Here is an 11,484-nt window from a genome sequence, read left to right on the forward strand (position 1 = left end):
GCATGCCGATCGCGGCCATCTTCTCAAGGACGGGCATGGCCTTTTCGATATCGCGCACGCCCGACTGCGAGTTGGTGGTAGCACCTGCCGGGTAGAGCTTCACCGCTGTCACGACCCCATCCGCAAAACCTGCAGCGACATCGGCCGGGTCGGTCTGCTCGGTCAGATAGAGCGTCATCAGCGGCGTGAAGTCATGACCTTTGGGCAGGGCGGCAACAATCCGCTCGCGATAGGCCACCGCGTCCTTCACCGTCACCACCGGCGGCACCAGATTGGGCATGATGATGGCGCGGGCAAACCCGGACGAGCTGTACGGCAGCACCGCTTCCAGCATCGACCCATCCCGCAAATGCAAATGCCAGTCGTCAGGCNTTTTTCAGGCCGTAAGCAAGGTGCGGGTGAGGGGATGGGCAGGCTCGGCAAGCCCATCGATGACATTGAAATGGTGGCGATCCGGCTCCTCATAGATTGCGGTCGCGGCACCCAGGCCGGTCCAGACATTGGCGAGCAGCGCGTTCTGGCGCAGGAACTCCGCCCGTTCGCCTGCGCCGACCCAGCAAGTGAGGCGCGCGCCGGGGGCAGGGGCAAGCAGCACGGGGCTTTCGGACGCGGCCTCGGCATCGTCCAGCCGCAGCGTTTCGTTCAGCCCTGTATTGAGCAGCGGCCGCAAATCATGAACGCCCGAGATCGAGACGGTGTGGGCAATACGCGCCTGCACAGGGGCGGGCAGCGGCGATGTGGCGGAGATCATACGGGTGACAAGGTGGCCGCCGGCGGAGTGACCCGTCAGCCGGATCGGCCCCCCGACCATGCCGGCTGCCGTCTCCACTGCCTTGCCGATCTCGTTTGTGATGTCCGAGACACGCACCTGCGGCGTCAGTGTGTAAGTCGGCATCGCGACGGCCCAGCCGGTTTCGACCGAGCCGCGCGCAAGGTGGGACCAGAAGCTTTCATCGAAGCGCATCCAGTAGCCGCCATGCACGAAGACGACGAGGCCTTCCGGTTCGCCCACTGGCATGAACAGATCGAAGCGGTTGCGCTCCCCATCGCCATAGACGAGACCCAGCCTGGCGCGGCTTTTCGATTCCAGCTCGGAACGGTAAGCTTGGGCGGCGGGCGCCCAGATATCGGGGTAGCCTTCGCCGCCGGGTATGTTCGGCATATTGGCGTAAGCTGCATCCCAGTCGGTCACTGAATGGAGGATCATCTGCGGGCCCCGATCTTTCGTATGCGTGCGATTGCATAGCGCCCGCCAAGGCGCAGGCCAAGGCGTCCGGGGCGGTTCAACGTCATTTTGGGCACGCAGGAAATTATCGCTTTAAGCATAAAATATCTGGATATTTTTGCGGAACTGTGGAAGCTACGCAACGAGCCCGCAATAATCTACAAACAATGGGCGCACGCATCGCGTTCGCGAAGATGCGTATCGAGTGGCAAATGGGAGCAGCAACAAATGAAGAAGATTCTGGCAGCAACAGTGCTCGGACTTTCGCTAGGCCTTTCGGCCCAGGCGTTCGCCGAACCGGTCAAGGTCGGCATGATCACGACGCTTTCGGGCGGCGGCGCCGGACTTGGCATCGACGTGCGCGACGGTTTCATGCTGGCTGTGAAGAACGCGGGCGCCAGCGACCTGGAGGTCGTGATCGAGGATGATGCGCAGAAGCCTGAAATCGCGGTTCAGCTCGCCGACAAGATGATCCAGAGCGACAAGGTCGACATTCTGACCGGCATCATCTGGTCGAACCTCGCCATGGCCGTGGTTCCGAGCGTGACGGCGCAGGGCAAATTCTACCTGTCGCCCAATGCCGGCCCGTCGCCGCTGGCCGGTGCGCAGTGCCATGAAAACTATTTCAACGTCGCCTGGCAGAACGACAATCTGCATGAGGCGATGGGCGCATATGCGAATGATGCCGGCTACAAGAAGACCTTCATCATGGCGCCGAATTACCCGGCGGGCACGGACGCTCTCGCCGGCTTCAAGCGGTTCTTCACGGGCGAACTGGCGGGTGAAGTATACACCCAGCTCGGCCAGACCGACTACGCAGCCGAAATCGCGCAGATCCGCGCTTCGGGTGCCGACTCCATGTTCTTCTTCCTGCCCGGCGGCATGGGCATCGCCTTCATGAAGCAATATGCGCAGTCGGATGTCGGCATCCCGGCCATGGGACCGGCCTTCTCGTTCAGCCAGGACATTCTCGGCGCCGTCGGCGAAGCGGCACTTGGCGTGAAGAACTCCTCGCAGTGGAACAAGGACATCGACAACGAAGCCAACAAGAAGTTCGTCGAGACGTTCCAGGCCGAATATGGCCGTCTGCCTTCGCTTTATGCGAGCCAGGGCTACGACACGGCCAACCTGATCATCTCCGCCATGGGCAAGGCCTCGGTGAGCGATGCCGACGCCTTCCGCGCAGCTCTCAAGGCTGCCGAGTTCGCGTCCGTTCGCGGCGACTTCAAGTTTGGCAACAACAACCACCCGATCCAGGACATTTATGTCCGCGAGGTGGTGAAGGAAGGCGACGTGATCACCAACAAGATCGTCGCCACCGCCTTCGAGGACCATCAGGACGCCTACGCTGCCCAGTGCGGCATGTAAGCCGGCTGGCGCTACCTGAAACCGATCTGCGGGCGCGCAAGCAGCGTCCGCAGATGTCCTCCGAACCAATCGCCAGGACCGGCTGCGTGCCGGTCGTGACCGGAGCGCGGGCGAATGTCGCCGCTCCGAATGCGATCATCCAGAAAGCGGGCGAGGCGTGACGCTGGCACTTTTCCTGGAGCAATTGCTGAACGGCCTGCAATTCGGCGTCATGCTGTTTCTCATGGCGGCGGGGCTGACGCTGATTTTCGGCGTGATGGGGCTGATCAATCTGGCGCACGGGTCGCTCTACATGGTCGGCGCGTTTGCCTGTGCGGTCGTCGCGGCCTGGACCGGTTCGTTCTGGCTCGGCCTTGTTGCCAGCATGGCAGCCGCGGCAGCTGCGGGGGCGATCATCGAACTTGCCGTTATCCGCCGGCTTTATGCGCGTGATCACCTCGATCAGGTGCTGGCGACGTTCGCGCTGATACTTATCATGTCTGAAGGTACACGCTGGCTGTTCGGCTCGGTGCCGCTTTATCTCGACATTCCGCCGCTGCTGCAGGGCACCGTGCCGCTGCCCGGCGGTTCGCGTTACCAGCTTTACCGGCTGGCGATCATCGGCGTCGGCGTAGCAGTTGCGGTGGGGCTTTACCTGCTGATCTCGAAGACGAGGCTCGGCATGCGCATCCGGGCCGGCGAAAACGACCGCGAGATGATCGCGGCACTCGGCGTCGATGTCGCGACGCTCTACACGCTGGTCTTCGCGCTCGGGGCAGCACTTGCCGGGCTCGCCGGAGCGATGGTCGGTGCAATCCAGTCGGTGCAGGTCGGCATGGGCGAGCCGGTGCTGATCCTCGCCTTCGTGGTCATCGTGATCGGCGGTATCGGCTCGATCCGCGGCGCTCTGATCGGCGCGGTGTTGGTCGGGGTTACCGATACGATGGGGCGCTTTCTGCTGCCGCAGATGCTGACGCTGTTTCTGCCGCCCTCGCAGGCAGCACTTATCGGCGGCGCGGTTGCCTCGATGCTGATCTACCTTCTGATGGCGGTGGTGCTGGCGGTGCGGCCACGCGGCCTTTTCCCGGCGCAGGCGTGACGATGATGACCCGCGAAACGGCCTTCAACATCGTAATTGCGCTGCTTTTGCTCGCCGCGCCCATTGCCGCGAACTATGCCGGCGAGACCTTCTATGTGACGCTGGCGACGCGCATCGCGATCCTCTCGCTCGCTGCTGTCGGGCTCAACATCGCGCTCGGGCTTGGCGGCCTCGTCTCGTTCGGCCATGCAGCCTTTTTCGGCGTTGGCGGCTATGCGGCGGGCATATTGGCCAGCCACGCATTTGCCGGCACGCCGCTGATCTTCGGCCTGCCCGGAACACAGCAGATGCCGGTCATCTGGATCGTCGCGGTTCTGTTCGGCGGCTTCGCGGCGTTTCTGATCGGGCTGATCACGCTGCGCACGGCGGGTGTCTATTTCATCATGATCACGCTGGCCTTCGCCCAGATGATTTTCTACTTCGCCATCTCGTGGCCGGCCTATGGCGGCGAAGACGGACTGCCGATCTACGTGCGCAACCAGTTTCCGGGCCTCAATACACTCAATCCGCTGTCCTACTTCCTTTTGTGTTATGCGCTTCTGGGACTGGCGCTGCTGCTGTTCAGGCTGCTCGCGGACTCGCGCTTCGGTGCAGCGTTGCAGGCGACGCGGCAGAACGATGTGCGTGTCGCCTCGGTGGGCATTCCACCCTACCGGGTCCGGCTGATCGCATTCACCATTTCAGGCATGTTCACCGCGCTCGCAGGGGCGCTGTTTGCCGACCTCAACCGGTTTGTCAGCCCGTCGATGCTGTCCTGGCAGATGTCGGGCGAGCTGATCGTGCTGATCATTCTGGGCGGTGTCGGGCGGCTGTTTGGGCCGGTGGTGGGGGCAGCACTCTACGTGCTTCTGGAGTTTTGGCTGGGCGGCATCACCGAGCGCTGGCAGTTCTTCCTGGGGCTGATCCTGCTCGGAGTGGTGCTGTTTGCGCGCGGCGGCGTGATCGGGCTTGTGGCGGGGAGGGCGCGGCATGGCTGAGGCGATCCTTGCCATCGACGAGCTGGTGAAGAATTTCGGCGCGCTGCGGGCGACCGACCATGTCACCCTCGACCTCAAGCCTGGCGAGATCCATGCTCTGATCGGGCCGAACGGCGCCGGCAAGACGACCCTGATCAGCCAGATCGCCGGTACGATCAGGCCCGACAGGGGGCGTATCAGCTTCGACGGCCGCGACGTCGGCGCGCTTAGCGTGGCACAGCGGGCGCGGCTCGGGCTCGGGCGAACGTTTCAGGTTTCGTCGCTGGCGCTCGAATTCTCCGCGCTCAGAAACGTCATGCTCGCGGTGCAGGCAGTTTCCGGGTCGAGCTTTCGCTTCTTCCGGCCTGTGATGCGCGACCGCTCGCTGATCGAGCCGGCGATGGCGGCGCTTGAACGCGCGGGGCTTGCCGAGCGCGCCAACGTGACAGTGGCCGAGCTGTCGCATGGCGAAAGACGGCAAGTGGAAATCGCCATTGCGCTGGCAATGAAATCCAAGGCGTTTCTGCTGGATGAGCCGATGGCCGGCATGGGGCCTGAAGGATCCAGCCGCCTGACCGGGTTTCTCGACGGGCTGCGCGAGGAAGCGCCGATCCTGCTTGTCGAGCACGACATGAACGCCGTCTTCGCATTGGCCGACCGTATTTCGGTGCTGGTCTACGGCCGGGTGATCGCCACCGGCACGGTGGACGAAATCCGCTCCGATCCGGAAGTGCGCAGGGCCTATCTGGGAGACGAGGCGTGACGCTGCTCAAACTCGAAAGGATCGAGGCCGGCTATGGCCAGAGCCAGGCGCTGTTCGGCGTCGACCTCGAAGTCGCCGAGGGCGAGGTTGTGGCGCTGATGGGCCGCAACGGCATGGGTAAGACCACCACGATACGCGCCATCTGCAACCTGACGCCGCCGTTTGGCGGGAAAGTGCATTTCGCGGGTAGAGCGCTAAAGGGTATGGCGCCGCACCGTGTGGCGAAGCTCGGCATAGGTCTTGTGCCGGAAGGGCGCCGCTGCTTTGCGGCGCTCACGGTGGAGGAAAACCTCGTTGCCACCGCCCGCCCGGGCAAATGGGATTTCAGAACCGTCACGCAGCTCTTCCCGCGGCTTGCGGAGCGCCGCAGCCAGATGGCGAACACGCTGTCGGGCGGCGAGCAGCAGATGCTGGCGGTCGGGCGGGCGCTGATGACCAACCCGAAGCTGCTGATCCTCGATGAGGCGACCGAGGGTCTGGCGCCGGTGATCCGCAACGACATCTGGGCGTCGATCCGCAAGCTGAAAGCGGAGGGCGAAGCGATCCTGATCGTCGACAAGACGCTGCCGGAACTGCTGCCGGTTGCCGACCGCTGCACGGTGCTGGAAAACGGGCTGACGGTGTGGGCCGGAAAGCCCGGCGACCTGACCGGCGAACTGCAGGACCGCTATCTCGGCGTCTGACGCACTGGCCTAACCGGCCTTCGGTGCGACCACCTCGCCGTCTTCCTTGGTGAAAGAGCCGATATCCGCATCGGGCAGTATGTCGAGAACTGCTTCGGACGGCCGGCAGAGCTTGGCGCCGAGCGGCGATACCACTACGGGCCGGTTCATCAGGATCGGATGTTCGACCATGAAGTCGATCAGCTCGTCGTCGCTCCATTTGGGATCATCGAGGCCGAGTTCGTCATAGGGCGTACCCTTGCGGCGCAGCAGATCGCGCGGCGCGATACCCATCGCCGCGATCAGCTCGACCAGCTTTTCGCGTGACGGCGGGGTCTTCAGATATTCGATGATCTCGGGTTCTTCGCCAGACTGGCGGATCATCGCCAGCGTGTTGCGCGACGTGCCGCATTTCGGATTGTGGTAGATCGTGACGGTCATTCGGCTGCCTCCGCCTGCGGTTTGGCATAGAGCCCGCCAAACATCCAGCCGGCAAGCAGGGCGGCGAGCACAGCGCCGGCAAGTTCGGCGACGATGAAGCCCGGCACATCGACCGGGCGGATACCGGAAAAGGTGTCGGTGAAGGCGCGCGCGATGGCCACCGCGGGATTGGCGAAGGAGGTGGAGGCGGTGAACCAGTACGCCGCGGTGATGTACAAACCGACCAGCCAGGGTACCGAGTCGGCCCGGAAGCGAATGCCGGCGAAGATCGTGAAGACGAGGCCGAAGGCGGCGACGATTTCGGCAAACCACTGGGCCGTGCCGGTGCGCGCCGTCATGGAGGCCTGCAGCAGCGGCAGCTCGAACATGGCGTGCGCGACGATTGCGCCGAGAATTCCGCCCGCGACCTGCGCAACGACATAGGCGAGGGCGGCAACCGGCTCGATCTCCCGGCGCATCAGGAATGCCGCCGTAACCGCCGGGTTGAAATGCGCGCCCGACACCGGCCCCAGAATGGTGATCAGCACGACCAGGATCGCGCCGGTGGGGATGGTGTTGCCAAGCAATGCAAGGGCGACATCGTCGGTGAGCCTGTCGGCCATGATGCCGGAGCCGACGACGGTGCAGACGAGCAGCAGCGTGCCCAGCGCCTCGGCAGCGAGGCGGCGCGAAATGTCGAATTGCATGTCAGCCGGCCTCTTGGCGTTCGCTGCCGATTTCGTCGAGCCGCTTTTGCAGCGCCAGCCGGTCGAGCGAAGCGAGCGGCAGCGAGGTGAAGATCGAAATGCGGTTGTTGAGCATGCGGTAGGCATCGGAAAAGGCAAAGCGCTTTTCGGCTTCGCTGCCTTCCGCCGCCGCGGGATCAGGCACGCCCCAATGCGCGGTCAGCGGCTGGCCGGGCCATACCGGGCAGGCCTCCTGAGCGGCGTTGTCGCAAACGGTGAAAACGAAATCCAGCTCGGGCGCGCCGGGTTCGGCGAATTCCAGCCAATCCTTGGAGCGCGCGAAGGCGATGTCGTGGTTGAGGCTTTTCAGCAGATCCAGCGTGTAGGGGTGCACCTCGCCCTTGGGCTGGGAACCCGCCGAATAACCCTTGAAACGGCTCATGCCGACGCGGTTGATGATCGCTTCGGCGATGATGGAGCGGGCCGAATTTCCGGTGCACAGGAAAAGCACGTTATAGGTCTGATCGCTCATGGCATGTCTCCTCCGTGAGACCTAGCAGTCGCAGGCAATCGCATTGATGACAGGCCGGCACAGCTCCGGCCGGCCGTTGCAGCAGTCTTCCATCAGGTAGGCGAGCAGATCGCGGAAGCCGGTCATGTCGGCGACGTAGCGGATGGTACGCCCGTCGCGCTTGGCGCGGATCAGCCCAGCGTGGTCAAGCACTTTGAGGTGCGCTGAGGTGGTGTTCTGCACCGTGCCCAGCTGACGGGCGATTTCGCCAGCCGGCAGGCCTTCGGCGCCACTGCGAACAAGAAGACGGAACACGTCGAGCCGGGTTTTCTGGCCGAGAGCGGCAAGCGCGGCGAGGGATGAACTCTTATCCATATATCCAAGTTTCTCGATATTTTGAGAAACGGATAATCCCGCGCGTGGGCGGGGTCAAGCCTCGATCAGTAGCTCGACCCGTGTTTTCAGGCCGCGTCAGCCGGCTCTTGAAAGTTCGAGATCGCTTCGCGTCCGACCGGAGTGAGGGCATAGAGCCCCCGGTCGACACGTTCGAACCAGCCATAGAAATTGTGCCGCAGGATGTTTTGTGCGCGGGCTGAAAGCGGTTTCAGATCGCGCGGGCGCAGCGGGCCGTCGAGCATGGCGTTGGCACATGCAATGGCTTCCTGCCGGTATGCCGTCATGATCGGCTGTCGTGTCGAACCGCCGCGCGCGGTGTCGCCCCGGCGGCGGGTGTATTCCTGAAAAAGCTGGGAGCGCTTTTTTCGGTTGTTGCGCGGGAAGGGCGAGACGGGGCTTACGATGACGCTGACTTCGCCGCTGTCGGCAACGCCCAGCATGCCGAAGCCCAGACGCCGGCACAGCGCACGGAAGCGGGTGTCGCTTTCGCGACCCTTGCGGCCGGCGGAAAGCTTGGCGGCGAGCCAGACCTCGTCGCAGGCGGCGGCGCGCTCCACACCCTGCAGCACCAGTTCGAGATTAAAGCGTAGCTTGAGCTCGCAGATGACCAGGATCGGCGGATCGTCGCCATTGACGGCGACGATGTCGCAACCGCCGATTTCGCCCTTCGCGGCGAAGCCCAGGCCTTCAAGGAAAGCCTTGACCGGCTCGTAGAGTGAGGTTTCCCGCAATGCGCCGCCCGGTTCGAATCGCAATCGGGGGAGATGATAACCGCTCGGACCTGCGACAGGAATCCGGGCGGACCGATCAACCGCCTTCGAGCAGAAGCCGCGCATTGAGGGTCGGGTTGCCGCAAGCATGCAGCGGGAAGCGCGAGCCGAGCCCTTCCTGTGTCACCAGCGTATGAATCTCCACATCCAGCCGCTTGTTGCGGATGGCCTTCAGCGGAACCCTGAAGTCAAGGTTGATGAGCGCATTCTTGCGGCAGTTTTCGCAGGTTTGCGGCTGTGTCGACTGAAAGAAGGTGCGATGCGCGACCTTCTTGCCGTCGGCCTTGAGTTCGGCGCGAAAGCTGCCGGGTATCTTTGTGCGGTCGATGCCTTTGAGGCGAATGGAGGTCAGTGACTCATCGTGTATGGCCATGACTTTGCCAGCAGCGAGGCTGCCAACGGACCTGTTCTGCATGGCCACGAGGCTCTCCGCCCCGGCTTTCTGCAGTTCATAGCCCACGCCCAGCGCGATGGAATCGATAGTCTGGCCAGACGTCAGTGCAAAGGGGCGCAGGTCGTCGAAGGGCGGTTCCAGAAACACGGTGCTGCCCTGGATCGTGCTGCGGAACGTCCAGTAAGTCGTGGCCTGCAAGCGTTTCTGCCATTCCCACCAAAGCCGGTCCCAATTCGAATGGAAGAACCAGAAGATCGGGTCGAAAGCGGCCGCATCCGGTGTCGAAAGCGTTTCGCCGATGGCGCCGTGGCCGTGGTCATGGGCGGCCTCAATTCCGTCGCTCGTGTAGGAAATGAAGTCGCCCCAGGTGGTCTGGACCATGGCGTTGGCGATCTTGTCCGCGATGTCCTCGTCGGCGACGTTCTTGACGATGCGGCTCTTGGTGAAACGGCTGGTCTGGTAGCCGGCGGGGTATGCAGGGTGAATGTCTTGCGGCAGCTTGTAGCCCGAGAAGGGCGCCTTGAAGAGAAAATCGGCTGGCGGTTTCGTGATGTCCCAGTACGGCAGTGTTACGTTTTCACACCCCTCGACCGAGCGCAGCGCATCCTCGAACCTGAGCAGGTATGCACGGTGCCAGGGATTGTATTTGTCGACATGGTGCTGACAGAAGGTGGGCGCCGGATACCAGTGCAGGCCGGCAAGCGCGAAATAGCTGTCGCTGTCGCCGGGTGCGCGCGCCATGATGCCGCTGAACGCCTTCGACAGGTCGGCAATCTCCTGTTCGGATAGGCTGTCGACATCCTTGCGGATACGCGGCGCCTTGTCGACTTTAAGCGGAGCGGGCTTGGCGGTGCCGAACGGATATCCTTGCGCTATCCAGTTCTTGTAAGTGTCCGACCGCTGCTGGCTCCATTTGCGCGCCGGGTCTTTCGGCATGTTTGCATTGGGGGGAAGCGTCTGGAAATAGACATTCGGTCCCTGATCGAAGAGACCTTTATATGTCGAAAGATCGATGTTTTTTGCCCACATGTGGGCGTGGTCGATTTCTTCAAAGAAATGCCGAATGTGCTCGATGTAGGTGGGGTTCTTTATCTCCTTGTCTGCCATACTCCGCCTCCCGTCAGAAATTAAACTGAAGGCATAATATAGTTAAACGCTGTGAATGTTGAGTCTTGGCAGTGGCGCGAAGATGATCAATAGATGCAAGTATTCGAACATCTATTATTTCCAAGAAATTCAGCTCTTGTCGGATACGCCGGCATGGTCGAACGTCGCCATGCCGTCGAAACAGGCGAGCGCGCCGCGGACGATGGAGACCGAAAGGGCGGCGCCCGAGCCTTCGCCAAGCCGCATGCCGAGGTCGAGCAACGGCTTCAGCCCGAGATGTTCAAGCAAGGCGCGGTGCGCGGCTTCGGCCGAGACGTGACCAGCCTCCATGTGGCCGGTGGCGCGCGGATTGAGCTTGACCAGCGGCGCGACCGCCGCCGTCGCAACGAAACCGTCGACGATGAGCGGCTTGCAGCGGTGGCGTGCGCCGAGTGCGGCGCCCATCATGGCCGCGGTTTCACGCCCGCCGAGGCGCATCGCCACCTGCAGGGGATCGCCGAGATGGTTGCGGTGGAGCTCGAGCGCCTCGCCGACGACCTCCGCCTTACGCTTCAGGCCGGCATCGTCGACGCCGGTGCCGCGCCCGACCCATGTCGAAGGATCGCCGCCGAAAAGACCGGCCGACAGCGCCGCCGCGGCGGTGGTGTTAGCGATGCCCATCTCGCCGATGCAGACGATGTCGGCATGATCCTTCACCGCGTCATAGCCGGTTGCGACCGCGGCCAGGAATTCAGCCTCCGTCATTGCGGGCCCCTGGGTGAAGTCGGCTGTCGGGTGCTCGATATCGAGCGGCACGACGCAGAGTTCGGCGTCGACTGCTTTCGCGAGCTGGTTGATGGCGGCGCCGCCGGCGGCGAAATTCGCCACCATCTGCGCGGTGACTTCGGCCGGGAAGGCGGAGACGCCGCGGGCGGCCACGCCGTGCGAGCCGGCGAAGACGAGTATTTCGACATGATCGAGCCGCGGGCGCGGCAGGTGCTGCCAGCAGGCGAGCCACGCAACGAGATCTTCCAGCCGGCCGAGGCTGCCTGGCGGCTTGGTGAGCGTGCCCTGCCGCTCGCGCGTTGCCTGGGCGGCGGTTTCGTCACCTTCGGGAAGGTTAAGGCAGGCCTCGCGCAGGGCTTCGAGACTGGCAAATTCGGTCATCA

The 11,484-nt window shown here is 63.3% G+C and carries 13 protein-coding genes and 1 pseudogene; 5 read left to right on the top strand and 9 right to left on the bottom strand.

Features of this window, described 5'->3' with window-relative positions; all coding sequences use genetic code 11:
• A pseudogene (locus EP165_RS11440) lies at positions 1-334 on the bottom strand (dihydroorotase); the annotation flags it as partial.
• A 42-nt stretch (positions 335-376) separates the two neighbouring features.
• Positions 377-1,207 (bottom strand): hormone-sensitive lipase, encoded by an 831-nt coding sequence (locus EP165_RS11445; protein ID WP_127522645.1) that lies wholly within the window; start codon positions 1,205-1,207, stop codon positions 377-379.
• A gap of 246 nt (positions 1,208-1,453) precedes the next feature.
• On the opposite strand from EP165_RS11445, the gene EP165_RS11450 reads away from it, so the two are divergent.
• The 5 genes from EP165_RS11450 (at position 1,454) to EP165_RS11470 (ending at position 6,073) form a co-directional block, all read left to right on the top strand.
• Positions 1,454-2,593 carry an ABC transporter substrate-binding protein gene (locus EP165_RS11450; RefSeq protein ID WP_127522647.1) on the top strand — a complete coding sequence of 380 codons (1,140 nt, stop codon included), beginning with the start codon at positions 1,454-1,456 and terminating at the stop codon, positions 2,591-2,593.
• Positions 2,594-2,750: 157 nt separating this feature from the next.
• A complete protein-coding gene (locus tag EP165_RS11455) occupies positions 2,751-3,671 on the top strand; it encodes a branched-chain amino acid ABC transporter permease (protein WP_127522649.1) in 921 nt (306 codons plus the stop codon).
• Positions 3,672-3,676: 5 nt separating this feature from the next.
• Positions 3,677-4,648 carry a branched-chain amino acid ABC transporter permease gene (locus tag EP165_RS11460; RefSeq protein WP_127523503.1) on the top strand — a complete coding sequence of 324 codons (972 nt, stop codon included), beginning with the start codon at positions 3,677-3,679 and terminating at the stop codon, positions 4,646-4,648.
• Entirely contained in the window at positions 4,641-5,390 is a 750-nt protein-coding gene (locus tag EP165_RS11465) for an ABC transporter ATP-binding protein (protein WP_127522651.1), read from the top strand. Before EP165_RS11460 ends, EP165_RS11465 begins: the two co-directional genes overlap by 8 nt.
• Entirely contained in the window at positions 5,387-6,073 is a 687-nt protein-coding gene (locus tag EP165_RS11470; RefSeq protein ID WP_127522653.1) for an ABC transporter ATP-binding protein, read from the top strand. The genes EP165_RS11465 and EP165_RS11470 overlap by 4 nt, the downstream gene beginning before the upstream one ends.
• A 9-nt stretch (positions 6,074-6,082) precedes the next feature.
• Here the strand turns inward: EP165_RS11470 and arsC are convergent, their stop codons facing one another.
• From arsC to cobT, 7 genes are all read right to left on the bottom strand, one after another.
• Positions 6,083-6,493, bottom strand: a complete 411-nt coding sequence (gene arsC / locus EP165_RS11475) for an arsenate reductase (glutaredoxin) (RefSeq protein ID WP_127522655.1) — start codon at positions 6,491-6,493, stop codon at positions 6,083-6,085.
• Complete coding sequence (locus tag EP165_RS11480) at positions 6,490-7,179, bottom strand: aquaporin (RefSeq protein ID WP_127522657.1); 690 nt, start codon at positions 7,177-7,179, stop codon at positions 6,490-6,492. Before EP165_RS11480 ends, arsC begins: the two co-directional genes overlap by 4 nt.
• A 1-nt stretch (position 7,180) precedes the next feature.
• Entirely contained in the window at positions 7,181-7,690 is a 510-nt protein-coding gene (locus EP165_RS11485; RefSeq protein ID WP_127522659.1) for an arsenate reductase ArsC, read from the bottom strand.
• Positions 7,691-7,711: 21 nt separating this feature from the next.
• Entirely contained in the window at positions 7,712-8,044 is a 333-nt protein-coding gene (locus tag EP165_RS11490; protein ID WP_127522661.1) for an ArsR/SmtB family transcription factor, read from the bottom strand.
• 86 nt (positions 8,045-8,130) lie between these two features.
• Positions 8,131-8,796, bottom strand: a complete 666-nt coding sequence (locus EP165_RS11495) for a DUF2161 domain-containing phosphodiesterase (protein ID WP_127522663.1) — start codon at positions 8,794-8,796, stop codon at positions 8,131-8,133.
• A 76-nt stretch (positions 8,797-8,872) separates the two neighbouring features.
• Positions 8,873-10,336, bottom strand: a complete 1,464-nt coding sequence (locus tag EP165_RS11500) for a tyrosinase family protein (RefSeq protein ID WP_127522665.1) — start codon at positions 10,334-10,336, stop codon at positions 8,873-8,875.
• Positions 10,337-10,465: 129 nt separating this feature from the next.
• Positions 10,466-11,482, bottom strand: coding sequence for a nicotinate-nucleotide--dimethylbenzimidazole phosphoribosyltransferase (gene cobT, locus EP165_RS11505; RefSeq protein ID WP_127522667.1), 1,017 nt, complete (start codon positions 11,480-11,482; stop codon positions 10,466-10,468).
• Between the last annotated feature and the right edge of the window lie 2 nt (positions 11,483-11,484).

The sequence above is a fragment of the Mesorhizobium sp. Z1-4 genome (assembly GCF_004000235.1).
Lineage (GTDB): Bacteria > Pseudomonadota > Alphaproteobacteria > Rhizobiales > Rhizobiaceae > RCIO01.

Coding starts and splice junctions, on each gene's coding strand:
- EP165_RS11445 (WP_127522645.1), bottom strand. CDS start 1,207: ATGATCCTCCATTCAGTGACCGACTGGGATGCAGCTTACGCCAATATG.
- EP165_RS11450 (WP_127522647.1), top strand. CDS start 1,454: ATGAAGAAGATTCTGGCAGCAACAGTGCTCGGACTTTCGCTAGGCCTT.
- EP165_RS11460 (WP_127523503.1), top strand. CDS start 3,677: ATGACCCGCGAAACGGCCTTCAACATCGTAATTGCGCTGCTTTTGCTC.
- EP165_RS11465 (WP_127522651.1), top strand. CDS start 4,641: ATGGCTGAGGCGATCCTTGCCATCGACGAGCTGGTGAAGAATTTCGGC.
- arsC (WP_127522655.1), bottom strand. CDS start 6,493: ATGACCGTCACGATCTACCACAATCCGAAATGCGGCACGTCGCGCAAC.
- EP165_RS11480 (WP_127522657.1), bottom strand. CDS start 7,179: ATGCAATTCGACATTTCGCGCCGCCTCGCTGCCGAGGCGCTGGGCACG.
- EP165_RS11485 (WP_127522659.1), bottom strand. CDS start 7,690: ATGAGCGATCAGACCTATAACGTGCTTTTCCTGTGCACCGGAAATTCG.
- EP165_RS11490 (WP_127522661.1), bottom strand. CDS start 8,044: ATGGATAAGAGTTCATCCCTCGCCGCGCTTGCCGCTCTCGGCCAGAAA.
- EP165_RS11500 (WP_127522665.1), bottom strand. CDS start 10,336: ATGGCAGACAAGGAGATAAAGAACCCCACCTACATCGAGCACATTCGG.
- cobT (WP_127522667.1), bottom strand. CDS start 11,482: ATGACCGAATTTGCCAGTCTCGAAGCCCTGCGCGAGGCCTGCCTTAAC.